General features: G+C 67.5%; 23 protein-coding genes, 1 other RNA gene and 1 pseudogene. 10 read left to right on the top strand and 15 right to left on the bottom strand.

The annotated features are described in order from the left end of the window. Positions 1 to 5: 5 nt before the first annotated feature. From ABD808_RS22255 to ABD808_RS22240, 4 genes are all read right to left on the bottom strand, one after another. The gene (locus tag ABD808_RS22255) at positions 6 to 1,481 is read right to left on the bottom strand and encodes a VMAP-C domain-containing protein (protein WP_344899708.1); all 1,476 of its coding nucleotides are present in this window, start codon (positions 1,479 to 1,481) and stop codon (positions 6 to 8) included. A gap of 203 nt (positions 1,482 to 1,684) precedes the next feature. Then, positions 1,685 to 3,139 (bottom strand): MFS transporter, encoded by a 1,455-nt coding sequence (locus ABD808_RS22250; protein WP_344899706.1) that lies wholly within the window; start codon positions 3,137 to 3,139, stop codon positions 1,685 to 1,687. Positions 3,140 to 3,463: 324 nt separating this feature from the next. Continuing rightward, positions 3,464 to 5,116 carry an nSTAND1 domain-containing NTPase gene (locus ABD808_RS22245; RefSeq protein ID WP_344899704.1) on the bottom strand — a complete coding sequence of 551 codons (1,653 nt, stop codon included), beginning with the start codon at positions 5,114 to 5,116 and terminating at the stop codon, positions 3,464 to 3,466. A 175-nt stretch (positions 5,117 to 5,291) separates the two neighbouring features. Continuing rightward, positions 5,292 to 5,606 (bottom strand): hypothetical protein, encoded by a 315-nt coding sequence (locus ABD808_RS22240; protein WP_344899702.1) that lies wholly within the window; start codon positions 5,604 to 5,606, stop codon positions 5,292 to 5,294. Positions 5,607 to 5,748: 142 nt separating this feature from the next. Between ABD808_RS22240 and fxsT the strand changes: the two genes are divergently transcribed. After that, positions 5,749 to 8,277, top strand: coding sequence for an FxSxx-COOH system tetratricopeptide repeat protein (gene fxsT, locus ABD808_RS22235; RefSeq protein WP_344899700.1), 2,529 nt, complete (start codon positions 5,749 to 5,751; stop codon positions 8,275 to 8,277). Here fxsT and ABD808_RS22230 read toward each other — a convergent pair. Together ABD808_RS22230 and ABD808_RS22225 are read right to left on the bottom strand one after the other, a co-directional pair. Beyond that, complete coding sequence (locus ABD808_RS22230; RefSeq protein WP_344899698.1) at positions 8,274 to 9,446, bottom strand: FxsB family cyclophane-forming radical SAM/SPASM peptide maturase; 1,173 nt, start codon at positions 9,444 to 9,446, stop codon at positions 8,274 to 8,276. The two genes, fxsT and ABD808_RS22230, sit on opposite strands and share 4 nt — an antisense overlap. A gap of 117 nt (positions 9,447 to 9,563) precedes the next feature. After that, positions 9,564 to 10,088, bottom strand: coding sequence for a GNAT family N-acetyltransferase (locus ABD808_RS22225; protein WP_344899696.1), 525 nt, complete (start codon positions 10,086 to 10,088; stop codon positions 9,564 to 9,566). A 515-nt stretch (positions 10,089 to 10,603) separates the two neighbouring features. Here ABD808_RS22225 and ABD808_RS22220 point away from each other — a divergent pair. Beyond that, a complete protein-coding gene (locus ABD808_RS22220) occupies positions 10,604 to 11,686 on the top strand; it encodes an SAM-dependent methyltransferase (protein ID WP_344899694.1) in 1,083 nt (360 codons plus the stop codon). A gap of 13 nt (positions 11,687 to 11,699) precedes the next feature. Here ABD808_RS22220 and ABD808_RS22215 read toward each other — a convergent pair whose 3' ends face one another. The 4 genes and pseudogenes from ABD808_RS22215 to ABD808_RS22205 all read right to left on the bottom strand — a co-directional run. Beyond that, entirely contained in the window at positions 11,700 to 12,224 is a 525-nt protein-coding gene (locus tag ABD808_RS22215) for an NUDIX hydrolase (protein WP_344900181.1), read from the bottom strand. 247 nt (positions 12,225 to 12,471) lie between these two features. Beyond that, complete coding sequence (locus ABD808_RS22210; protein WP_344899692.1) at positions 12,472 to 12,813, bottom strand: hypothetical protein; 342 nt, start codon at positions 12,811 to 12,813, stop codon at positions 12,472 to 12,474. A 353-nt stretch (positions 12,814 to 13,166) separates the two neighbouring features. Continuing rightward, positions 13,167 to 13,391, bottom strand: coding sequence for a nuclear transport factor 2 family protein (locus ABD808_RS38570; protein WP_425548961.1), 225 nt, complete (start codon positions 13,389 to 13,391; stop codon positions 13,167 to 13,169). Positions 13,392 to 13,467: 76 nt separating this feature from the next. Beyond that, positions 13,468 to 13,989 (bottom strand): annotated as a pseudogene (locus ABD808_RS22205) (MDR/zinc-dependent alcohol dehydrogenase-like family protein); the annotation flags it as partial. Here ABD808_RS22205 and ABD808_RS22200 point away from each other — a divergent pair. Next, a complete protein-coding gene (locus ABD808_RS22200; protein ID WP_344899688.1) occupies positions 13,876 to 15,177 on the top strand; it encodes a LysR family transcriptional regulator in 1,302 nt (433 codons plus the stop codon). The pseudogene ABD808_RS22205 and the gene ABD808_RS22200 sit on opposite strands and share 114 nt — an antisense overlap. 204 nt (positions 15,178 to 15,381) lie before the next feature. Here ABD808_RS22200 and ABD808_RS22195 read toward each other — a convergent pair whose 3' ends face one another. From ABD808_RS22195 to ABD808_RS22180, 4 genes are all read right to left on the bottom strand, one after another. Further along, a complete protein-coding gene (locus ABD808_RS22195; RefSeq protein WP_344899686.1) occupies positions 15,382 to 16,179 on the bottom strand; it encodes a nuclease-related domain-containing protein in 798 nt (265 codons plus the stop codon). 96 nt (positions 16,180 to 16,275) lie between these two features. Next, positions 16,276 to 17,082, bottom strand: a complete 807-nt coding sequence (locus tag ABD808_RS22190; RefSeq protein WP_344899684.1) for a pyridoxamine 5'-phosphate oxidase family protein — start codon at positions 17,080 to 17,082, stop codon at positions 16,276 to 16,278. Continuing rightward, positions 17,079 to 18,272: an MFS transporter gene (locus ABD808_RS22185; protein ID WP_344899682.1), complete on the bottom strand. Its 1,194-nt coding sequence runs from the start codon at positions 18,270 to 18,272 to the stop codon at positions 17,079 to 17,081. The genes ABD808_RS22190 and ABD808_RS22185 overlap by 4 nt, the downstream gene beginning before the upstream one ends. 484 nt (positions 18,273 to 18,756) lie before the next feature. Next, a complete protein-coding gene (locus tag ABD808_RS22180; RefSeq protein ID WP_344899680.1) occupies positions 18,757 to 19,347 on the bottom strand; it encodes a TetR/AcrR family transcriptional regulator in 591 nt (196 codons plus the stop codon). 214 nt (positions 19,348 to 19,561) lie between these two features. Between ABD808_RS22180 and ABD808_RS22175 the strand changes: the two genes are divergently transcribed. From ABD808_RS22175 to ABD808_RS22145, 7 genes are all read left to right on the top strand, one after another. Then, entirely contained in the window at positions 19,562 to 20,479 is a 918-nt protein-coding gene (locus ABD808_RS22175) for a diiron oxygenase (RefSeq protein WP_344899678.1), read from the top strand. Further along, positions 20,476 to 21,351 carry a class-II aminoacyl-tRNA synthetase family protein gene (locus tag ABD808_RS22170; RefSeq protein WP_344899676.1) on the top strand — a complete coding sequence of 292 codons (876 nt, stop codon included), beginning with the start codon at positions 20,476 to 20,478 and terminating at the stop codon, positions 21,349 to 21,351. Before ABD808_RS22175 ends, ABD808_RS22170 begins: the two co-directional genes overlap by 4 nt. Before the next feature lie 23 nt (positions 21,352 to 21,374). After that, positions 21,375 to 21,803, top strand: a complete 429-nt coding sequence (locus tag ABD808_RS22165) for a holo-ACP synthase (RefSeq protein WP_344899674.1) — start codon at positions 21,375 to 21,377, stop codon at positions 21,801 to 21,803. After that, positions 21,775 to 22,017 (top strand): phosphopantetheine-binding protein, encoded by a 243-nt coding sequence (locus ABD808_RS22160; RefSeq protein ID WP_344899672.1) that lies wholly within the window; start codon positions 21,775 to 21,777, stop codon positions 22,015 to 22,017. Before ABD808_RS22165 ends, ABD808_RS22160 begins: the two co-directional genes overlap by 29 nt. Next, the gene (locus ABD808_RS22155) at positions 22,014 to 22,484 is read left to right on the top strand and encodes a MaoC family dehydratase (protein ID WP_344899670.1); all 471 of its coding nucleotides are present in this window, start codon (positions 22,014 to 22,016) and stop codon (positions 22,482 to 22,484) included. Before ABD808_RS22160 ends, ABD808_RS22155 begins: the two co-directional genes overlap by 4 nt. Positions 22,485 to 22,516: 32 nt before the next feature. Then, on the top strand, positions 22,517 to 23,341 hold the full coding sequence (locus ABD808_RS22150; RefSeq protein ID WP_344899668.1) for an SAM-dependent methyltransferase: 825 nt from the start codon (positions 22,517 to 22,519) through the stop codon (positions 23,339 to 23,341). A gap of 159 nt (positions 23,342 to 23,500) precedes the next feature. Beyond that, complete coding sequence (locus ABD808_RS22145; protein ID WP_344899667.1) at positions 23,501 to 23,833, top strand: LysR family transcriptional regulator; 333 nt, start codon at positions 23,501 to 23,503, stop codon at positions 23,831 to 23,833. A gap of 326 nt (positions 23,834 to 24,159) precedes the next feature. Here the strand turns inward: ABD808_RS22145 and ssrA are convergent. Continuing rightward, positions 24,160 to 24,531: a transfer-messenger RNA gene (gene ssrA / locus ABD808_RS22140) on the bottom strand. Positions 24,532 to 24,554 lie beyond the last annotated feature (23 nt).

Below are 24,554 nucleotides of genomic sequence, written 5' to 3'. Positions count from 1 at the left end.
CCGTGCTACGCGGGAGGACTGAGCCGCACATACGGCTCGGGGATGCGGTCGGCGTCGTCGAACAGCAGCGTCAGATGCAGGCCGAGATGGTCGGGGCCGGGCCCGTCGCGGCCGTTGGACAGGGCCTTGCGACGCAACTCCATGGCCCGCCGGGGCAGCTTCATCACGTCCGCGGCCAGCAGGTCCCTGACCTCCCGGGCGAACTGGCCGGGGTCGCGCCCGTCCCGGCACCAGGCGATGACGGGGGTACCGGCGAGCAGGCCGACCCAGTGCTCGTCCGGCTCCTCGGCCCGACCGTCGCCCCACGGCGGGTAGGCCAGCGCCAGGACGGCGGGGGACGCCGCCGAAAGCCTGGAGAACAGCTCTTCATGGTCGTACTCACCTCGGCGCGTCACCAGACAGACCGGCGGGTCGACCGCGTTGCCGCACAGCCAGGCCCACTTGTGCCGCCAGCCGTGGTGGACGGCGGCCAGCCGCATCCGGTCGAGACTGCGCACGACCACCGGGTACTTGATGCCGATGCGGTGCTCGAACCCGCCGATCTTGATCTTGGTCTGTTCGAGCGGGCTGTCGAGCAGCGGCCGGGGCAGGACGAACTCGATGGTGAGCTCCGGGCCGCGCCGCCCGACCACCGAACTCTCCGCGGTGAGCAGCCGTTCCAGCAGGTCGGGAATCCGGTTGATCGACAGCGCTTCGTCGGCGCAGGTCAGGGTGGCGCCGGGTTCGCGGCCGACCTGGAGCCAGGCGGTGACGAGGTAGTGGTCCGGTTCCAGCGCGTCGGGCGCGCACTCGACGACCAGATAGTTCTCGGCCGGTTCGGGTTCGTGCCGCGCCGTCGGCGCCCTGCCCGGCAGGAGCGACTCGTCCAGCCCGTGCGCCGCGACCTGGCGGCGGACCCAGTCGCGGAAATGGGGTTCGCTCCGCGGACCGGCGTATTCGGCCACATCGCTGACGAAAGCCAAAAGGGGCGGCACGCCGTCCCCGTTCTCGGGTATCTCCTCCAGGAGCGCGACGACATCGTGCAGGCTGTGGACTTCCCGGTCCAGTAACGGCCAGGCCGGGCCCACCGCTCGCCGGTAAAGCATCGGAAAGCAACTCAGATGCGACAGGCCGGGGTCGCTCCGCTCCAGCGCCGAGATCAATTCGTGCAGTACCCGGCGCTCGTCATGGTCGAGCCAGGGTTCCGGCACCAGTTCTCGGACGAGGCTCCCGAAGGCCCGCACGGACAGGCTGTTGCCGTAGAAGACCTCCAGAATCCGCACCAGCGACTGCGCGGCCCCCGGATAGTTCAGCAGGGCGTCGACCAGCGCCCAGACGTCGAGGACCTCCTGCTCGTGCTGGACGAGCGGTAGCCGATGCCCGAGATCGCGTTCCAACGCCAACAGCAGAACGGCACGACCGCGTTGGACGCGCATCGCCTCGATTCGCAGGATCGCCTCGACGAGCCGATGTTGATCATCAACATTCAGTGATGAATCCAATACACCGCCCCCGCACCGAAAACCAACCGAAAGCCCACCGGCAGGGCCCGACGCCAGGAAGCCTACCCCCGCCCCCGGTTCCGGACGGCCACCGATTCACTCCTCAAGAACTGACCGGAATAGGCCGCCTGAATGTGCCACCTCACACAAAGTAGACAGGGATCATGTGCTCGCGCGCCAACCCCCCGCCAATCGAACCCCGTTCACCCGTCCTCCCTCGCCCCGACCAAGGGACCACGGGAACCCTCATGATCGCCACCATCCAACGCGCGCACGTCCCCGCTGCCCTTCAGCGCTCGCACCTGCCCCGCGATCTTTGAAACCCAATCACCACACGCCGCAAAGGCCCCAAACACCGTGCCACATATCTCCCAGCCGACTTCTCTGACCCTGCGTGAGATCTGAACAATCACCGAAAGCCAGGCGAAGACCGCGATAACGACGAATCCTCCGAACACGGCCCATGCAGCCCAACGGGTTCCGACTACCGTGATCGCGTAGCCGCCGAGCGTGGCGCCGAGCGCCACCGCGCCTGTCGTGAGGAACCGGGTGACACCCTCCACACGGCCCAGGAAATCCGGTGGGATGACCCTGCTCTGGTGTACCGCCAGAGCAACATTGATGTAGGCGCCCATCAGGCTGCAGATCCCCCAAGCACACATGCCGAGCAATGGCTTTCCCGCGCTAGAGGCGACGATCAGTAGGAGTGGCACCCAAAGCGTCATACAGACCTGGAGTGTCCGCTCGGGCCTCAGCTTCCCCACGACCCGGGCGGCGGTGATCGCGCCCAGAAAGCCGCTGGCACCCGACGTCGCGAGCATCGCGCCGATGACCGTCCCGGAGAAGTTCTGTCGTTGGGCCTCGACGACGAGCAACAAAATGACGATCTGAAAGCCTATATTGGCGACAGCACACAAAATAATATAAATACGGAGAATGCCGTCTTCGCGCATGCGCGACACCACTCCCCCAAAAGACGGGAGTATCGCATTCCTCGATATTCGCCGGACTCTGAGCTTCCGCGACTCGAAAGACTGTAGGCGTTTTCTCTTCATCAGCAGAAGAGAGATGACCGAGACGAAGGATGTCAGCGCGTCCAGCGCGTAAGGGAGGGCGTGGGCGACCGCGAAGAGCAGGCCTCCTAAAGGGCGACCCAGGACCAGGGCCACGTGATGTCGGGCCTCACTCTTGCCCATGGCGTTCTCGGTCTCGCCGTCGGGCACCACGAAGCGCACCGCGGCGAATTCGGCGATTCGGAAGAACACCGCGCAGGAGCCGTCGATCGCCGCCGCGAGGAGCAGGAATGGCCAAGGTTCGGCGATGGTGCACAGTCCGATGAACAGCAGCACCGAGTTCAGGACGCGGACCAGTTGGCTGACCAGCATGATTCGTCTGCGGTCATAGTGATCGACCAGCAGTCCGACGGGCATGTGCAGGAGCAGGCCCGGCAATGTGCTCGCGGCCGCGACCCAGCCCGCGACAATCGGCGAATCGGTCAGTACCAGCGCCAGCAACGGGTTGGCGGCAGCGGCGCCCAACGTCCCCAACTGAGAAAATGCCGAACCGCCCAGCAGAAGCCTGAAGTCACGACGCCATGAGGCATCCGCTTCGTCAACCCCACCGCCACTCGCGCCTTCTTCGGGCGTTGCCCTGGTCACCGTCCGGCTTCTCCTCAGCCTCTAACGGTCACCCGCCGGACGCACCGCCACGGCGCCCAATGGCCTCCTTACCAGATCCCAGGACTGGAATGCAGGACGAGCCGAAACAAGAATCAATATTTACGATGGGTGACCAAAAAGATCCCGTCCGTGACCAACCAAAGGGTATACGGACGAGATCAGCTCAGTTGCAGAGAAACCCTACAGCACTGACCAACTGCGGGTGAGCTGACCACACCATTAGGAGCAGATAGTGCATCCACCCAAACAGGAGAAGGAGCACTTTGTCGACCCATCTGGAGAATGGCTCACCAAAGCGCCCATCTAGGTGATCCTCGACAGGTTCCGCTTGGCGGTCAGTGCCTCTCTGTTGTGGCTGTCGTGGCCGAGGACGTCCTCGAAGACGGCGGCGGCGGCGCGGGTGCGGCCGGCGCGCCACAGGGCTCGCCCGAGGGCCGTCTGGACGGACAGTTCGTGCGGAAGGCGAGCCGCCGCGGCCTGGAGTTCGCGGACGGCGACGGCGGGGGCGGTGTCCAGCAGTGCCCGCCCGATGCCGGTCAGGAGCCAGCCGACCGCCGCGTTGTCCGGGACGGCCTCGAAGATCGCCGCCGCCTCCCGGTAGCGTGCGGTGGCGGTCTCGATGTCGCCGAGGTCGTAGGCGATGTCGCCGAGGAAGATCGTCGCGTCGCCGAGCGTCCGGATCTCCCCCTCGCCGCAGGCGCGTTTGGCGGCCTCGGCGTGGTGGCGCGCCAGTTCGGGGTCGTCGTCGGCCAGCGCCTGGTGTGCCTGCCGCAACCGCGCCGACGGTCCCGGCCTGCGGATCGGAACGGGCACGGTCGGTTCGCCGAGCCGTTCGATCGCCTCGATCAGCCGGGGATGCTGGAGCTGGAAGTACCGTCGCCCATCGCGGATGGACGCGCGGATGAGATGGCAGTCCTGCATGGCGTGGACGACGGCGCGGGGAACGTCCTCGTACAGGCGGTCCGCCAGGACCCCGGCACGACCCGGCAAGTCACCGAACGCGGTGCGGAACGCGGCGGACAGCACCCGCAGCGGCAGGCTCTGGTCCGCGGCGATCATCGCGAGGCTGTGCGCGCAGAACTCCGTCAGTACGCGGTTCACCACCGTGCGCAGACACTCGGGCGAAACGTCCGTCTCGCCGGAAAGCTCGCACCACAGGCGGTCGCACAGGAGCCGGAGCAGCGCGGGTTCGACGCGGGACGTGGTCTGGACGGCGCCGCTCGGCCGCACCGTCCGCAACTCCTGGACCAGCGCTTCGGCGACACCCTCGGCTCGACGTCCGTCGCGGCGCAGCAACGCGGCGGCGACCTCGCGCGCGGCCCGCGGTGTCAGCGGCCCGAGCGTGCGGGTGGCCGCGCGCGGGTGGCCGAGCCGGGCGAGGAGCTCCATGGCGTCGTCCAGGGCGTCGTCGCGCACTATGAGAAGCAGGTGCAGGTCGGGCGCGCGGTCGAGGGCCGTCGCCAGGTCGTCGACGAAGTCGCGGCGGTGCCGTTCGTACCGGTCGGTGGTGTGCAGCAGCGCCTCGGCCCCGTCGATCGCCGCGAGCGTGGGCAACTGGTCGCCGAACCGGTCGACCCGCCGATGCTTCCGGACAAAGCTCTCAATGGTGAGCTCGGAGATCTGGACGGGCGACGCGCGCGGATACCAGGAGCCCAGCACAGCCAGGCGGAACCGGTTGTGCTCGGACAGCGCCGCCATCGGGAAGGGCGGGCGGTGCGCCACCCGTGCCAGGTAAGGCACATGTGCACCGTCGGCCCGCAACGCCGGGATGACGCCCGAGCACAACAACGTGGTCTTTCCCGCGCCGGCCCGGCCACTGAGCAAGGTGAGCCGGTTCGTCCTCCAGGTCTCGGCGACCTCGCGTATCTCCGCGGCCCGGCCGTACGGGATCTCCCGGTCCGGGTCGTCGAACGCGCGTTCATCGACCGGTGGTCCGGACGGAAACTGCGCGTTCATAATTCATCCCCTGAGCAGGCACCCAGAGGCGGTGCCGGTCGATCCACCTGAGCCTAGCGCACCGTCGGTCGAAATGGCGGGACAACGCGGCGAACGCAATGCCCATTCGAGGTGAGGGCCCGAAAAGCGGGAGCCGGTCGGCCGTTATTCCTTGATCACGGCCAGGAGTCGATTATCAGAGATGGGGCGAGATGCCGGAGGGCCGCCGCTCCGCCGTCACGGACAGAGCACAGCCATTGTCGAACCCGCGGGCCAGTGGGCTGGGCCGCTCGAGTTCCCGCACCACCCGCCGAAGACCGGAGCTGTGTTCACCTGTGATCTTGGCCAGCGAGTCGCTGGACAGCGTGAAGGAACGCGCCAACATTGGAACCTCCCTAAGAGGGACTACCGCCGCGAAAACATCACCATCGTTACAGAAAACAATCCCGATCACCAGACACAGAATTTCCGCCCCGTCAATTCGGGCCACCAAAAACAACACACCGAACACGGCCGAATTGAAGTCCCCGCAAAAGTGTCATCTGACACAGACAGCACCCGTCTGCTTCAAGATACTGTCTTGCTTGAGGTAATCGCCTGACTGCACGTGATGCGAGCCGCCCACAGGTGCCCGCGTGGCGTAAGGGGATCGAGTGACCAACAAGTCGGACGCATCAGCCTCCGCTGAGCGAGTCCCCCAAGTCTGGGAGGCCATCCCTCCCCGCAACAAGAACTTCACGGGCCGCACGGATCTGCTCGCCCGTCTGCACGAGGGCCTGGCCAACCGGGTGACGGCCGTCGTTCCGCACGCCCTGCACGGCCTCGGCGGCGTCGGCAAAACCCAGATGGCGGTGGAGTACGCCTACCGTTACCGCGCCGAATACGACCTCGTCTGGTGGATCCCGGCGGATCAGCCCGTCCTCGTGCGGTCGTCGCTGGCGAGCCTGGCGCCGAAGCTCAACCTGCCGCCCGCCGCGGTGAGCGGAGTCGACGACGCCTCCAGGGCCGTGCTGGACGCGCTGCGCCGAGGCGAACCCTACGCCAACTGGCTGTTGATCTTCGACAACGCCGACGAGCCCGAGGAGCTGACGGACATCCTCCCGCAGGGGCCCGGGCATGTACTGATCACGTCCCGGAACCACCGGTGGGCGGGCGTCGTCGACGCCGTCCCGATCGACGTCTTCACCCGCGAGGAGAGCGTCGAGTTCCTCACCAAGCGGGTGCCCCGCGGAATCGCGAACGCCGACGCCGACCAGCTCGCGGAGCAACTCGGCGACCTCCCCCTGGCCCTGGAGCAGGCGGGGGCGCTGCACGCCGAGACCGGCATCACGGTCCCCGAGTACCTGAATCTGCTGGCGGAACGCACCAGCCAGCTGCTGTCCCAGGGTAAACCCACCGAATATCCCGTCTCGATGACGGCCGCATGGGCGCTGTCGGTCGCCAGCCTCAACGAGAAGATGCCCGAGGCCCTCGTCCTTCTCCGTTACTGCGCGTTCTTCGGCCCGGAGCCGATTCCACGGGACGCCTTCAGCAGGCCCGTCGCCGGCCTGAGCGACGAGATCACCGATCTGATGACCGACACGATCAGGCTGAGCCGGGCCGTGGGCGAACTCGGCCGTTTCGCCCTCGCCAGACTCGACGTTCCGGCCCGCTCGATTCAGGTCCACCGGCTGATCCAGGCGCTTGTCCGCGAGGAACTGCCCGAGGAGGAGCACGACCGGCTGCGCAACGAGGTCCACCTCCTGCTGGCCGACTACGTCTCGTCCAACCCGAACGACGCGGCGAGCTGGCCCCGATACCAGAGCGCGCTCGGCCATTTCAGACCGGCCAGGATCGCTCAGTCGCAGGAAGCGGTCGTCCGTGAACTCGCCCGCAACATGATCACGTTCCTGTTCAAGTCCGGCGACTTCGCCTGGGCCAGGTCCTACGTGGGGACGCTCCTGAAAGAATGGACGGCGAGCTCGGGCCCCGACCATGAGGACGTCCTGACCCTCCATGTGTCACTGGGCAACCTGCTGCGCGAACTCGGCCAGTACCAGGAGGCCACCGAGAACGACGGGCGAACGCTCAACTCGGCGGAGAAGGCACTCGGCCATGACCACGACACGACGTTGAAGGCGCTGCGCGGACGGGCCGCCGGGCTACGCGCGACCGGCGACTTCGACGAGGCCCGGCAGATGGACGAGGACGCGCGGGACCGTTGCCGGACGAAGTTCGGCGACCAGGACTGGGACACCTGGCGCGCCATCAACAGCGTCGCTCTCGACTATGGCCTCCGAAGCGACTACGCCACCGCACGGAAACTTCTCCAGGACGTTTATCGTTCGGTGGCTCTGGCCAACGCGGGGCAGACCGACCCCGCCTCCACTCTCAACATCTACAGTGGCCTGGCCCGGGCGGTCCGGCTCAGCGGGGACTATTCCGAGGCATGCGATCTCGGCGACGACGCCTATGCCTTCGGCGCCAACCAGCTGGGCCCCGACCACCCGTGGACGCTCCGCGCCGGAAAGGACCTCTCCATCGCGAGGCGACGCGCGGGCGACTACGAGGGCGCCCTCGACATCGCCGAGGACGTCCACCAACGCTATGTCCGGGTCTTCGGCGTCGACCACCCGGACACGCTCGCCGCCGCGACCTGCCTGGCGAACATCCGCCGCGCGACGGGCCAGTTCCAGGAGGCCCTGGTGCTCGCGGACGACACCGTCCGCCGCTATCCGCGCGTCTACGCCCCCGAGCATCCCTACAACCATGCCTGCAAGGGAAACCTGGCCATCCTGCGCCGTGTCACCGGCGACGCGCGGATCGCGAGGCAACTCAACGAGGAGGCACTGGCCGGGCTGAAGTTCAAACTGGGCTCCAACCACCACTATCCCCTGACCGTGGCCATCAACCTGGCCACCGACCTGGCCGTCCTCGGGGACGTGGAGGCGGCGTACCGGCTGTGCTCCGAAGCGCTGGAACGGCTCCGCGCCGTGCTGGGCGAGAAGCATCCGGTCACGCTGTCGGCCGCGGCGAACACCGTCGCCGACCTACGCGCCCTGGGCCGCGACGAGGAGGCGGACGCCCTGAACGCCGCCACCGAGGAGCACTACCGCCACACACTGGGCCTGGACCACCCGGACGCGGAGGTCTTCCTGGAGGGACGCCGCCTCGACGCGGACTTCGACCCGCCCCCGATCTAGACGGTGACCGCCGCGACACCGTCCAGGTCGCGGCTCAGCACGTCCCGAATATGCGTGATCAGCTTGAACAGGTCACGACAGTAGACGGACGGGTTGCGAAAGCCGGTACCCGTCCGATACCGGTGCGGGTAGAGCCCGCCCCCACACACCTCACGCGCCTCACAGCCGAGACAAGACGCGGACAACGCCTGCCGACCGATCTGTCGCGCGGCGACCGACGGCAGGGACAGGACGGTGTCGAACGGGTCGCGGGACACGTGCAGCCGGGTCCCGGCGGCGCCGTCGTACGCCGACTTCAGCGAATCGACCTGCTCGATCTCGCCGTTGGTCTCCACCACGACCACGGCCACCGGGGAGAGGCCCACGGCCTCGCTGGCGGACATCCGGCCGAACAGCAGCCTGATGATCTCGCTGAACAGCCGGATGCGGGTCTCGCCGGTCTCCGCGCCGTACCAGCGGTCGAAGATGGCGATGAGCCAGTCGCCGTACGGTGTGGACTCGTCGGGCGGGCGTCCCGGGGGTGGGGCGTCCCAGTTTCCGTGCGGCAGCAGAAAGTCCATGTCGGGTGGCGCGAAGGTCAGCAGCGACTCGTAGGTGGCCACCGGGTCATTGCGCAACTCGATGGTGCTGAGGACGCCGCCGAACAGCTGCCGGTATTCGGGACGGGTAAGTTGTCCGAGCCCTTCCACTACTGAGTTGTAGCTGCCGCCTCCGTCCGCGCGCCGCCGGTGGAGGTCGTGTCCTTCCTCGTCGCCGTCCACGCTCACGCCGACGCTGACGCCGTACTCGGCGAACACGTCCAGGAACATTTCGTCGAGCAGGACGCCGTTTGTCTGGACGCTGAACCCGACTCGCACATCCGGCTCCGCGGCCGCGAGAACCGTCTCGATCACGTACCGCAGGTGCTCGGCGCCCGCCAGCAGCGGTTCCCCGCCGTGGAGGACGACCTCCACCTCGGTCAACAGGTTCGTCCGGGCGTGCTCGGCGATCCGCTCGGCGACCCTGCCGACGACCTGCCGGGACATCCGCCGGGGCTGCCGCCGCCACCCCTGGTCGGCCATCTCGTACATGTAGCAGTAGTCGCACGCCAGGTTGCACCTGCTGTGCACCTTGAGGATGAAGTCGCGGATCGGCGTTGGACGCCAGCCGTGTTCCAGCAGATCACGCACGTCTAGAGCGTCCGGCCACTCGGGTCCGCCTCTGTCAACGCCCACGCTTGCCGACCCCCTAGCTGGATCCCAACGCGGCGCTGCGTTTTGTGCAGATATTTCGGGATATCAAGATCATTAAACGTCTTTACTGAGAGCCCATCGCTCATGGTCCCGCCACTTCCCGCCGATCTTGATGAACGCGGGCGAGAACCCCTCCTTGCGAAACCCGAGCCGCTCGACCAATCTGACGGACGCGGTGTTCCCCGGCTGAATATCGGCCTCGACCCGATGAAGCTCCAACCCCTCGAACGCATACCTCACGGCGAGCCCGACGCCCTCGACCATGTACCCCTGCCCGGCGTAGGGCTGGAACGCCGCGTACCCCAGCACTCCCCGCTGGTAGGGCCCCCGCACGATCTCGTTGAGGTTGACCATCCCGACAAGGTCCCCTCCACCGCGCAGGCACACCACCATCCCGACCGCGGCGACCTGGTCGAACCGCGCGAGATAAGCCGCGAACTCACTTCCGGACCCAGGCAACACGACCCACGGCCGATGAAACGCGGAACTGACCTTGGCCAGCTCGAGGAACCGCCCCTCATCGTCCGCCCGCACACACCGAACGACGACCCGCGCACCCACCCCAGCATCCCCATTCACCAGGCGGAATCTACAGCAGAACCCACCCCCGAACCCCACCCCGGACAACGCCCCCACGCCTTCACCATCCTCCACCAACGAACGCCCGTCATCCACGACCTACCGGCGATGCGCCCGCGCCGAAGCTCGGCGACATCGGGACGACCGCGTCGACCGCCCTACCGGAAGCGTCCAGCACGCGCCGGGGAACAGGGGCAGATCATTCGTCGCGGTGATCCGCAGCCCCGGTTGGCCATCACAGTGGCGGCCGACCGACGCGGGCAGATCTACAGCCCTCCGCCAATTCGATCACCAGATACACGGAAGGCTTTCTAGTTCAGTAGGTCCCTCCCGCATCTTCAGAAGATTGCTCTACACGTCTATTTTCATCAGGGTGACAGACCCTCGGTATATGCGGCTACCTTCGCCTTTCCCTTTTCCTGGGCGGACGTTCATCTTCGGGCTTCCGCTAGACTTCGGGACCTGCCCGCACACCCCCACAGTTCTTCCGGACGACCAAGGAGCACCCGTTCCCAGTGAGCACGACGCGCATCCTGTTCTCGGCTTCGGAGGAATACTTCACCGCGGCGGAACGGCAGATCCGTGAGGAGTTCCCAAACGCGACCGTCGAGCGGCTCGGTCCCGACCTGGGCGGTGTTGCGGGCGAGGACCTGACCCTGGGTCGATTGGCGGCGGTCGCGGCGAAACGGCCGTTCTTCTTCGTCCAGTACCTCAGCGAGGAGATCCGCCGGATCCGTCCGGCCGACGCCGACCTCGACAAGGTCGCCGACGCCGCCGCCGAGATCGCGGCAGAGCGGGCCCGGACGTCGGACCCGCTCGCCGTGCACAGCTGGGTCAGCGGCACGTCCCCGTTCGACTACGGCTCCGGCCAGCTCCAGAAGCGGATCGGGACGGCGCTTGAAGACCTCGGCCACCGGATCGTGCGGTCCGGCGCCGACCAGATCGTCACCGCAGCCATCAGCCGGCGCGGCGTGTCCCTCGGCTTCACGACGTCCGGCGACTGCGTGACCGAATGGCCCGGCGGACGTGTCCGGCTGGCGCGGCCCAAGGAACAGATCTCCCGCGCCGAGTTCAAGCTTGAGGAACTGCTGCGGGAGACGGGTGACCTACTGCCGTCGTCCGGGCGCGCCATGGATCTCGGCGCAAGCCCCGGCGGTTGGACTCGCATCCTGCGCGAACGCGGTCTGGAGGTGTGGGCGGTCGATCCGGCAGCCCTCGATTCACGGCTCACGGACGACCAGCGCGTCCACCACGAGCGGACGACGGCCGGACGGTTCCTGGAGAGCACCGCGACCCGGTTCGACCTCGCGGTCAGCGACATGCGAATGGATCCGGTGCTGGCGGCCCGGGTCATGCTCGACGCCACCGCGCGGCTCGGCGACGGAGCGCTCGCCGTGGTCACCCTCAAGCTCGGCACGCGCCGTCCGCTGGAGACGGTCCGCAACGCCGTGGACGTGCTGTCCCGCCGCTACGAGATGCTGCTGGCTCGCCAGTTGCAGCACAACCGCCATGAGATCACCTACGTCGGCCGCCTCCGCGAACGAAACCGCCCCGCCGGAACCAGCCGCAGAAGGCGAGCTGACGACCAATGGCGCTGAAGCGCTGAGTCGCTCAGGGTGTGGACGCGGCCAGTAGGAGTGCGGCCATGCTCGTGCCGCTGACAATCTTCCCGCTCTCCACCAGTCCACGAATCTCTGCGAGCGGCACCCATTCGATTCGCTCGGACTCCCAGTCCTCGGTTGGCGGGCCGACGTGGGTGGCACCGTCCGCCCAGAAAATGTGATGGCAACTGTCGCTGAGCCCCGGGGTGGGATACACGACGGTGAGTGGACGCATGGGACCGGGTCTCCACCCAGTCTCCTCCTCCACTTCACGGGCAGCGGCCGCCTCTGGCGCTTCCCGGTCTGCGATGCCACCAATGGGGATCTCGTAGCCCCATGCGTCGGTGATGAACCGATGCCGCCACTCCAGCAGGACCCGCTGCTCCGAGTCGACGACGACCGCACCGGCACCCGCCGCTGTCCGGATTACGCGATGCTCCAGATGCCGTCCACCAGAGATCTCAACGTCGGCGAGGTGGATGTCGAGCCAGGGATCGGTGTAGAGCGGCTTCTCGGAATGAACCGTCCAACGCACAGGCGAACTCCCTCTAGTCGGTGGTCCCGGCTCACCCGTCACGCTACTGGCCCACCTGCACCTGCAACTCAGCACACTCCCAAAACGCGCCCACCAGCCCTGGCTCCCCGCGCGGCGCCCGACCGCGCCAGGCTCGCCCCCCTTGTTTGCTTCTTTGTAGCAAGCGCCCCCGCCTGAACGACCCCTGATCTCAGTCCTCGCCGGGTGAGAGGTCCAACGATCAAGGGCCGTTCCCGTCAGCGTGCCGTCACCGGGTTTCCACCCTGACCGAGACGACTTGGTGGACGCCACAGAGCACGTGCGAAACGGCGTACGCCGGTACCCACGGCCCCACGCAGTCGACCTCGCCGATATTGGGGTCGAAGTGTCGCTGCCGCATGATCACGCGGTGTTCTCCGGTGCCGCCGGTGCACCGGCTCTCGGCGTTGCGATAGTCGATGGCGGTGGCCGTGCAGCCCGTCGGGGCCGCCGAGGCGCTGGGCACGATGCCCACCAGCGTCGCCGCCGTTGTGGCGACGACGGCGAGCGAGGCCAGCGCCACCCGCCTACGGCCGCGTCCGCTTGCCGACGACACATGCGTGTCCTTCATGAAATGCCTCCGTTTCACGCAGCGGTGGTCGTGCCCGTCCGCGCAACTACACGACCGCGAGCAATCACCCGAGATTCGTGTCGGAGCGAAGGCTGGATGAGCAGCCAACGACACTTTCTGATCCCAGCGAGGTCACCTGGTCCGGTGGGCGCGCGCTACGGCCCTGAGCAAACAGGCCTTCACCAAGGGCCCCGGGAAAGTGGCAGAGACCGTCCAGGGGTAGACGTTGGCGGGGGTGGAAGTCGTTGCGGGTTCACAAGACATATTCACCGGCCGAGCCGTGACATGTGTGTTGATGGCAAGGACTCCTCTAGGAGGGGCTCGTCCCTGTTTGAGTGGGCGCGGCGTGTTGGTTAGGGGTTGAAGAGTGTTGCGGCGACGTGTGCCGTGTCGGCGTATTCGGTGACTGACACGATCTGGTCGTCGCGGACGGTGTAGACCCCGATGCAGCGGTTGTCATAGGTATCGCCGTGGACGGTGCGTGCCGTGGAGGTCCATTCGGCGACGACGCGGTCTCCTTCCGCGATCGTGGAGACCAGCTCGATCTTCATTGTGCCGGGGACGAAGTGCACGCCCATTCCGCCGAGGAACTCGTCGACGATCGCGTCGCGTCCCCGCCAGACCCGCTGGGGTGCGGCTGGCCTGCCCGAACCAGATCAGCGTGCCGCGCCGCGCGAGGCGCGCCAAGGCCAGGGGCAGCGCGGTGCCACCGGTCGACTCCAGGACGATGTCGAACGTGCCGCCCGCGTCGGACACGTCGTGGATGATCTCGGACGCGCCGAGCCGGACGAGCCCCTCAGCGCGCTCGCGGCCACGGGTCACGGCGGTGAGGTGCGCTCCGGCGTTGGCGGCGAGTTCGGTCACATAGTGGCCCACGCCGCCGGACGCGCCGGTGAGCAGCACGCGCCGTCCAAGCACGGGACCCGCGACGCGCAGCAGGCGCAGCGAGGTGAGCCCGGCCAGCGGAAGCGCCGCGCCCTGGACGGCCGACACCGTGTCCGGCGGCACCGCGAGCGCGTCAGCGGGAACCGCCACAAACTCCGCCCAACCGCCTCCCATCGGATGACCCACCACACGAGCGCCCACACCGGGGCGGGTGCCGTCGGCGGCGGGACGGACCACACGTCCCGCGACATCCTTGCCAGGACGGTGACCAGGCTTCGGGCGCTCCAGCAAAAACGTTTCGCCCCGGTTGATCGAGAACGCCTCGACCCGCACCAGCGCCTCACCATCGCGCGGTCGCGGATCGGCGACCTCAGCGACCTTGACGGGTTCGGCCGGATCCCCGGTCGGGACGAGCGCCTTCATCACCATCGCCTCCTCATCGGCGTCCTGACCGCACTCCACCGCACGGGACGTCCACCCGGCCAACAACGCGGCCGCTCGCCCGACAACGCCGGGTTGTCGCCTATGGTCAGCGGCATGGACCTCGACCTCACGCTGGTCCGCGCGTTCACCACGACCGCCGAGACGCTGCATTTCGGGCACGCCGCCCAAGTCCTGGGCACCAGTCAGCAGGCGCTGTCCAAGCGCATCGCTCGGCTGGAGGCACTCCTGGGCGCCCGGCTGTTGGAACGCGCGGGCGGCGTCCGACTGACCGAAGCGGGCGAACGGTTTCTGCCCGCCGCCCAGGAGGCGCTGACGGCGGGGCAACGCGCGGTCGACGCCGCACGGGGGGACGAACCGGTCGTCCGGATCGACACGTGGGGCCACCTGTACTCGCCCATGCGCACCCTCGCGCACATCGCCGAAACGCTCGGCCGACCACGACTGGAACCGGGCGCCGGACGCGACTGGCCGACCGTCGCCCAAGCCCTTCTACGCGGCGACACCGACCTGGGCTTCGGCCGCGTCCACCCACTGCCAGGCGGCGCGGAGGCCGGGCTCGCCCACCGGCTGGTCCGGCTCGAACCCGTGGACGCCCTGGTCAGCGCCTCACACCCGCTGGCCAACGCGGACGCGCTGCGCCCATCAGACCTACGCGACAGCACCCTGTGGTGCCCGGCCCCACTAACCCGCTTGGACTTCCTGCGCCACTTCGCCGACGAATTCAAGATCACTCAGCGGCGGGACGGCCCCAACCTCGGCCTGGAACACCTCGTCGACCACGTCCGCGACGACCCGTCATGCTCCACACTCTTCCCCGCCGACACGCCCCTACCGGACGATTCGGGCCTGCGGTCGATCCCGCTCATCGACCCGACCCCGCTGTACGCGTGGTCGCTGGCCTGGCGCGAATCGGGCCCGCCACCACGACTGGACGCCGTCCTGCGAGCCTGCGCCGAGGCCGGACGCACCCGCCGCTGGCTCGACCGCACCCCCGACCGCGACTGGCTCCCCCGCACCAACGTCGAAGACCAATGACGTCCAGCAAAAGCCGCCAGCCCGACCGCTCGCGCTACACCCCGCAGGCGCCCAGGCTACGAACACCCGACCCAACCAGCCGTTGCGGTGCGACATCCAGGCCCTCGCCTATACCCTCGTGGCCACCGCCGACGGGCACCGTGACGACACCGCGCGGCGGCCAACTCCGTCTCACCGCTATCGTCCGCTCCACTTGCCTAATGGTCAGGTGCGCCGCCTAGATCGTTTGTGTGCGTGGAATTCGTGGTCTCGCCGGACCAGCTTCACGATCTTTTCCTGGGCAGCCTGATCCAGGTTTTCGGCCGTCTGGTATATCTGTTCCAGCAAGTATTGGGTTCCGATGCTGACGATGTCGACGCCCGGCCTGTGGCAAGTGCCGAGTTCTGCTCTGTCGTGCATGACGACGACCGCGGTGCGTACCGGGACCGGCGTTCCACGCGAGCGCAGGAATTTCTCCAGATCCGCGGCGATCTCGGAGACCTGCCGTCCCCAGCTGCGGCCTCGACGGTCGGCCAGCACGCCTGAGTCGACGAGGTTTCCGTAGCGGTCGAACTTCTCGAACCGCCAGTCGTCGCCGGTGACATGGACCTGGACGCCCCGCCCCTTGACTTCGACTGCCCAGATTCCGAACTGGCCGACCAACAGGTGATCGACCTCGCCGCGCCGGTTGGCGTAGCCGCGGAACAGTGTCCAGTCTCCAATCAGGAAGCATCGCAGGTCGTGGGTCACGCTTTCTTCGGCATTGACGCCGGCCTGCTGCTGAGCACGCTTGTGGAACGCGGTGGGGTCGACGGTCGGAGCGTTCTGCCTCAGCGCCTGTAGTTCGCGGGAGTGTCGCAGAAGTCTGCCCAACTGCCACCACCGGCGTGAGGCTCGCTGGCGTCGGCGCAGAGAATCCACGGCTCGAGCGTGCTCGGCGATCCGGTTCTGGGTGCGGGCGATCGCGGCGTCGGTGCCGCGGAGTTGAGTCGCAGGATGGTCGGATAACACCTCAATCCGCATCACTACAAGATACCGCCGAGGGCGTGTTGTTTCCTGGTTGTCGAGCACCGGGCGGCGAGGAGCGGCTTTCTCGTCGCGCCCCCGGGGTCGCTTGGGTTAGAAGCCGCGGCACACGGTCTCGCTTATGGCTATCTCGACGTCGCGGTCGTCTCCGTCCCAGATGATCTGGGCGATGCCTGTGATCTGAAGTGACGTGTGGCGGTCGAAGTCTTGGAACAGAAGCCCGATGCTGGGGTTGGTCAACAGATTTCCGAGGGTGTTGAACATGTTGTTTCCTGGGAGGTCGCGGAACCGCAGCCTGTCGGGCGACATCACTTCGACAAAGCCCGGAGGGCCGCCCTTGTGGGAGACGTCTGCTCCCGCCGTCGGGTGGCAAGTCGTCACGAACATCCGGTTACTGCGGCCGATGTGGGCCATTTGGGCGGACGAGAGCCGTCCGGCGCTTCGTATGGATTCCGAGTACGCCAGTGCCTGTATGTCCGCCGGTTGAATGTACGAGGGGCAGTTGCCGTACGCTTCGCGCACCTTGACCTCGATGAGGCGGGGGCCCCACCGGAGCACCCGGCCGTTGATCCGGTACCGGAGCGCCCTGTTCAGGTCGATCGCGAGCATGCCCAGGGCGTCGCCGCGTCGCCGAGGTCCGATCGGATCATCGGGTGGCGGCAGCTCCAAGGACCTGACCGAACCCGGCGAGGCCCGGATGAAGCCCGGCCTGCCGAACAGCGGCGACGTCCAGCAGCGGCCGTCGGCGTCGGACGCCCCGATGATGATCATTGGGAGGGTCGTCAGCAGGAGCTGGGGGCCCGCGGGCAGGGAATCGCGTACCCGCCCGCCCAGTGCCGAAGCCGCCTCCCCCACGCCCAGACGTCGGTGGATGGCGCGTTCGCCCTCGTGGTAGATCATGGCGTTCGCGTCAGCGTCCGCTCCTTCTCGCGGGCTCCGCGCTCGCCACCGACCTGGGTCAGCACCGCGACGACGACGGCGGCGGCGATCGCGGCCACCACGGCGAACCCGAACGACATCGGATACGCGCCGTTGGTCGCCACCAGTCCGCCGAGCGGACCGGCGACCATGATGCCCAGGTCCCAGAACGAGGTCATGATGCCGACCGAGGTGCCCGGACGGAGCGGCCCGGTCCGCCGCAGCGTGATCGCCACCGTCGCCGGGTACATCAGGGCGACCCCCACACCGGCCAGCAGGGTTCCGGCCAGCGCGACCCACCCGGCCCCCGCGACCGCGATCACCAGTAGACCGGCGCTCTGGACGATCAGGAAGCGCCACGCCACCGTCTCACCTCCCCAGCGGTCCACCAGGGGGCTGCCCAGCGCCCTGGTCACCAGGAAGGCCGCGGCGAACACGGCGAGCGCGACCCGTTCACCGCCCAGGGAGTCGTGGCGGAGAAAGAGGATCAGCAGGCTGCTGATGGTGCCGTAGCCGTAGGCGGCCAATCCGAGGACGAGTCCTGGCAACGACGCCCCGACCGGGACGATGTCGCGCCACCGGGAGGGGAGCAACGCCGAGCCGCCGTCCGCCCGCGGCTGGCCCGGCGTCATGAGGACCAGCACCGCGGAGACCAGGCCGGCCACGACCACTCCCCACCAGACCGCGTTGACCCCCGCCCACGAGTCGAGGACGACGGCGGCGATCGGGCCGAGGGCCAGCCCGCTCCACATGGACAGCCCGAACCATCCAGCCGTCCTGCCTCGTCGCTCCACCGGCGTGGTCGCCAGGATCCAGGGGATCGCGCCGGAGAACAGGGCCGCCTCGCCGACTCCCATCACGATCCGGGAGGCCAGCAGGACCGGGATGTTCGGTGCCACGAGGTGTCCGAAGCCGCCCAGCGCGCCGAGAACGCCTCCGGCGAGCACCACCGGCCTGGCGCGTCCGGCGTCCGCGGCCCGGCCCGCGAAGGGACGCGCGCACGCGGTGGCCGCGAAGGCGATTCCCACCGCGGTTCCCGCGATGAGCGAGCCGCCCCCGAAATGGTCGGTGACGTAGGAGGGGAGTGCCTGCAAGGTGATGCCGAGCGCCAGGTAGCCGAGCAGCACGGCGGCCCAGAGCCGGCGGACGGGCGTGGGATGGCGATCGTCCATACCCCGAGCTTAGTACAGAACAGTTCTGTATCAAGATCCGGAGAGGCCGGTCGGCCACCCTCTTCGCCGGGTGGACGATTTTTCGGCAAGCGTTATCCAGCGATGGCGGAAGGCCGAAACTCGCTCACGCTCCGCCCGTTGCGGCACCCTCAGCAGAGCAGACTCGATTCTTAAGTAAACCCTTAAGAACTTTCCATGACCTTGGCCGTTGATTTGCGTAATGCCGCCAGCTAAGGTCGCTATGTCACCGGACGAGAACCCCGCAAGGGAACATAAATTTGGTTATCGGATCGTAAAGAGCCTGGTCAGCGGCATCTCTTTCAAGGGAAGACCCCGCGAGAAGAGCCGTGTTCCGACCCGACGAAGAGCAAGATCAGCGAAAGAACCTCTGCTGTTCTTCCGTGGAACGTCGACCGCCTTGGAACGGGACAGCAACGCACCCTTTACGCGCGCAGAAGGGAAGTTGAGGATGGCAAGGCTGACGCTAGTCGCACGCGACAATGTCAAGGAGCGCCTCAGCCGCGCGGCGCGCGTCACGTCCCGCCACAGCCGGCCCCTCCACCACCGCCACGACGGAGGCGCCCTCGATGAGGAGCAGAAGCTGGCCCGCCAGGGCCTCCGAGTCGGCGACCCCGGCCTCGGTGAGCTGCTCGACCAGCATCTGCCGGTAGCGTCTCAGGTGAGTGCGGGCGATCGCCTTGACGGGCGAGGTCTGCCCCCGGGTCTCGGTGGCGGCGTTCATGACCGCACAGCCGTGGTAGCCCTCGTCGGCGAACCACCGCAGCAGCGCGTCGAAGAGCGCCAGGACCCGGGCACGACCGGGCGGGGCATGCGCCGTCTCCTCGACCAACCACTCGTGGATGCGGGCACTGCGCTCTTCGACCACCGCCTCGACCAGCCCTTCCTTCGAACGGAAGTACCGGTAGAGGCTCAGCTTGGAAGCCCCGGCCCGTTCGGCGATCTCGTCGACGCCGACGGTGTGGATGCCGCGCTCGTAGAAGAGGCGGCTCGCGGCGGTCAACACCTTGGCCTTGGTGGCCTCCGGGTCCAGGGCGCTCCCCTTACGCACCGGCATGTGCCTGCTCACCTCCCGGTGCGCTGTGCGGCGCACCCATAGGCGTACTTCCTAGATAAGAGGGTACCGGTTCGTTTTCGGGCATCGAGATAAGACGATACTGGATCTTCTTTACCCCGTCCGACCCGCGGTCGCCGCCCCGCGCACCGCACCGCCCGGAGACACCGCACCGCCCGCAGACATCGAGGCAGACCGTCAGAGCACAGGAGACAGGATGATCAGTGAGCTGATCGGCAAGGATCACCGCTTCCGGGAGATCCTGGCGCGTCTGAACCACAAGTCGATCGAGGACTACTACAACCCCTACCGAATGTTCGACTGGCCGGCGACACTGCCGGAGGACACATGGTGGATGACCCCGGAGCTCACCACCACGTACGGCACCGACGTCGCCGCCGAACTCGACCAGGGCCAGCTATACCGGCTTTCCCGGTACGAGAGCATCAACTTCTACAGCCTCAATGTCGACGGTATCCGCGAACTCATCATCGAGGTCACCAAACGGATCCACACCAAAGGCTTTGAGATACCGTCCGAGTTCTTCCACCATTTCATCGGCGAAGAGAACGAACACATGTGGTTCTTCGCCGAATTCTGCCTGCGCTACGGCGACAGGCTCTACCGCCAACCGGACCCGGCCGGTCAGGCGAGTCCGTGGCCCGAGGCCGCCAGTTTCCTGGTGTTCCTGCGCATTCTTCTCTTCGAGGAACTGGTCGACCACTTCAACAGCACCATGGCGGCCGACGAACGGCTGCACGACACCATCCGGGCGGTCAACCGGATCCATCACCAGGACGAGTCCCGGCACATCGCCTTCGGCCGCGAGTTGGTCTCCCTGCTCTTCGAGGATCTGAAGACGAAGGCGTCCCCGGCACGGCTGCTCGAGGTCCAGGGCTATGTGAGGCGCTACCTGGACTACAGCTTCGAGTCGCTGTTCAACCCGCGGGTCTACCGGGACGCCGGTGTTCCGGAGCCGTTCGCCGCGCGGCGGCGGCTGCTGGCCTCCCCGCGCCGGGCGGAGTTCCAGCGGCACGTGTTCCGCAAGCCGCTGGGCTTCCTCGTCAAGACCGGAATTCTGGACGATCGGGACCTGGCCTCGGCCGGGACGCCCGGGGAACGGGGCGATTCATGACCGCGTCGGCGTCAACGCCTCCGGACGGTGGACTCACCATCCTCGATCCCGACCAGACCGACCTTCTGCGCGAGCTGGACAACGCGATCACCGGCTGGGCCGGTGTCGCCGGGGCCCGCGAGATCATCGCACCGCCCGTCTATCCCGTCCGCGATCTGGAGAAGTTCGACGTCTACAAGAACTTTCCCCAACTACAGTTCGTGGGCGGCCCGCTGGACGTGGCAGGCGCCCCGCCGCTGCCGGAGAACGGTGCCTTCAGCCCTGGCGACGTCGAACCGCCCGTTCTGGGGCTGCCCCACGCGACCTGCTACGGCGCCTACCTCTATTTCGAGAACAAGGCCGTCGCTCCCGACACCACCGTCACCCTCCTGAACCGGTGCTTCCGCAACGAGGAGAAATACGAAGGGCTGAGGCGCTTACTCAGTTTCCAGATGAGGGAGATCGTGGCGGTCGGCTCGTCCGAGCACGCCCAGGACGTTCTCGCCCGTTTCACCCGCTGCGTCAACCGCTTCGCCACGGAACTCGACCTCGACCTGACCAAGGTGGCCGCCACGGACCCCTTCTTCGAACAGGACGGGGGCCGCGCCCTCCTGCAACGCCTGAGCCCGGTCAAACACGAGTTCCAGGCCGACGACCTGGCGATCGCCTCGGTCAACACTCACCGCAACTTCTTCGGCGAGCGCTGCGGCATCACGATCGAGGGCACGGGCCAGCACGCCTACACCGCATGCGTGGCGTTCGGTCTCGAACGGTGGCTGGCGGTCCTGACCGAGCGCTTCCACGGTGACCTGGCGGCCGCCCGCATCGCCGTCCGCGCCGCCGGAACCGCCGTCAAACCGTCCGGCCCCGCGTCCGACACCCCGGCCGCCTGACCGTGGCACCGATCAGGATCGGCGTGGACCTGGTCCCCTTCGCCCGCGTGCAAACCATGATCGACACGGCGGACGGCCGTTCGCTCCGCCTGATGCTCACCCCGGCGGAACAGGAGCTGAGCCGGTTTCCCACGGGCTGGGACGTCGACGGGGTCGCGGGCCGGCTCGCCGCCAAGGAGGCGGTGTTCAAGCTCCTGCGCGTCGGCGGCCGTCCACTCCCCTGGCCGTCCATCGAGATCCTCAAGGATTCCGGCAACCGCCCGTACGTCCGGCTCACCGGTCAGGCCGCCAGGTGGGCCGCCGACGACGGCCTCGAAGCCATCGACATCAGCATCTCCCACGACGGCCAGTTCGCGATCGCCGTCGCCGCCGGTACGACACGGCACTCCGTCCACCCCAACCCGATCCCCAAGGAGGTTTCCCATGGCGACCACGATCTCGCCCGACCTTGACCCGGTGCGGAACTGGCTGCTGGCCAAGCATCCCGAGCGCGAGACCATCACTCCGGATGAGGACCTCATCGAGGCCCGCCTGGTCGACTCGCTGTCCTTCGTCGAGTTCCTCCTCACGATCGAGGAGGCCAGCGGCGCCGAGATCGACCGCGAGGCCATCGAGATCGCCGACTTCCGCACGCTGGAGGCCATCGGGCGGAAGTTCTTCCGATGAGCCGTCTGGTCTATGCCGAGGACTACGAGACCGGATCGGTCCACGACCTCGGATCGCACAAGGTGACGGCCGAGGAGATCACCGCCTTCGGCCGCACCTACGATCCGCAGCCGTACCACCTCGACGAGAACGCGGGAAAGGAGTCCGCCTTCGGCGGTCTCATCGCGAGCGGCTGGAACACCGCGGCGATCTGGATGCGCCTGTACGTGACGACGCTGCTGCCCGACGCCGCGGCCGAGGGCACGGTCGAGGGCTCGCCGGGGGTGGACGAGGTGCGGTTCCTGCACCCGGTCCGCCCGGGTGACGTGCTGCACGGCACCGCCGAGATCCTCGGTTCCCTCCCCTCCCTCTCGGCGCCCGAGTTCCGCATCGTTCGCAATCGCGGCCATCTGGTCAACGCGGGCGGGACGCAGGTCCTGACGCTGGTGCTGAACGCCCGCTTCCGGTCTCGCCCCAAGGATTCCTGACCAGACTGATCATCAGAACGGAGCCCCATTCCATGGAGACCGTGTCCTACACGTCACAGTGGACCGCAGCCGCCCGCGCGCTGGAGAGCGAACGCGACGACGCGTTGTTCGTCGATCCGCTGGCACGCCGACTCGCCGAGCCACGCGGTTTCGAGCTTCTCGACAAGTACGGCGGCGGCGGACTCGTCGAGTTCGTCGCCATTCGCACCCGTTACCTGGACGACGCCATCAGCGACCTGGTCGGACGGGGAGTCCGGCAGGTCGTACTGATCGCGGCCGGGATGGACACCCGCGCCTTCCGTCTGGAGCTGCCCGACGACGTCACGCTGTACGAGGTCGACCACCGCGCCCTCATCGAGGAGAAGGAGAAGCGCCTCGCCCAGATCGGGGCCCCGCCGCCGTCGGTGACGCTGCGACGCGTCCAGGCGGACCTGACGGGAGACTGGTCGGCGGCGCTTCGCGAGAGCGACTTCGATCCGTCCAAGCCCACGCTCTGGGTGCCCGAGGCCCTGCTGTTCTTCCTGACCGAGAAACAGTCAAGGACCCTGCTGCGCACGTTCGCCGCCAACTCCGCGCCGGGAAGCTGGGTGGCCGTGGACATCCTGAGCAGGGAACTGCTGCGCAACCCCGCCACCCAGATCTTCCTGTCCGCGCTGAAGTCCGACGGGATCCCGTGGCTGTTCGGAACGGACACGCCCGAGGAGTTCATGGCGGGCGCCGGTTGGACCGTCCGTGACGTGAAGGAACCGGGCCAACCCGGCGCCGGCCAGGGACGGTGGCCCTACGCCGTCCAGCCCCGCGAGGTCAGGGGCGTGCCGCGCAACTGGCTGATCCGAGCGGAACTCGCTCACCCGTAACCGCGGGGCCGTTCCACAATCCGTGATGTCGTCGGGTGCGAGCGACCGTCGCGCAACAACAGGTCCGCGGAGCGCGACGGTCGCCGGCATGAAGAGACTTCCGAAGTTTGTCCGCGACAAGTCACCAACCAAGCGCGAGCAGATGATGGCCTCTCCGACATGACCTTGAATCTTCGTCGTCTCAGATATTTCATCATCCTGTCCCGGGAACTGCACTTCGGTCGCACCTCGAACTTGCTGGGGATAACCCCGTCAGCACTGTCCCAGCAGATCAAGGCGCTGGAAGAGGACGTCGGAATCGCGCTGATCGTCCGCCGTGGCATGAAAGGCGTCGCACTGACCGAGGCGGGCCGAACCCTGGCCGAGGAGGCGGCTCAAATCCTGGACCTCTGCGACGACCTGGTACACCGAGTGAGAAACATCGGCGCCCACGAACAGTTCGCCGCCGTCGGTTCCCCGCGCGATTCCTGGCAACACCCACACGCGATGTAGCAACCTCAAACAACACCCAGGGATAAGCACCCCACACACACCGCGCGCCCGTTGTGCACAACGCCCGACCGCGCCGCTGCCACGCGAGGGCGAGCTCCTGATGGAGACCAACACTGCGATGGACCGGGCCACCAACCGGCCCCGGGCGCTGCTAGCGCCGAAGTAAGGACGAGCACAAGCAAGCCCGAACCCGACCAGATACCCGAACCGACAGGGGGCGTGGGGGCGGAGCCCCCACACCGGGGGTCTGGGGGTCGCCCCCAGAAAAACAGAACGGAACGACCCGGCGAAGCCGCCCGCAAGCGGCGGCAAGCACACGTCGCCCAGAGTGGAGGTGGCGGGAATCGAACCCGCGTCCTTCGGTGATGGGTCAGGGATTCTCCGGGTGCAGCCTGCTTAACGTTTTCTCAGTCCCGGCGCTCACGCAGGCGTGTCGCCGACGGGCTCAGTCGCTGTTCGGTTTTCCTACTGGCCCCGCGACCGGGCCGGTAGGTGGAGTCTCCTTACGATGCCAGACCCCGGGTCGGAGACTCTCCCGGGCTGACAGAGTTCACTCCTCGCTCAGGCGGCGAGGGCGAACTCGGACTGCTTCTTGTTGGCAGTTTTGGTTTGCTGTCACAGGATTTACGAGGTCACGACAGCAACCCTCGACCCGCTTCCCCTGGCTCGAACGACCGAAGTCGAAGCCGGTCACCCCCATGTTGAGTTGTCAACGCGGGCG

The sequence above is a fragment of the Actinomadura meridiana genome (assembly GCF_039537545.1).
Taxonomy (GTDB): Bacteria; Actinomycetota; Actinomycetes; order Streptosporangiales; family Streptosporangiaceae; genus Spirillospora; species Spirillospora meridiana.
This window is presented reverse-complemented; position numbering and strand designations above follow the sequence as displayed.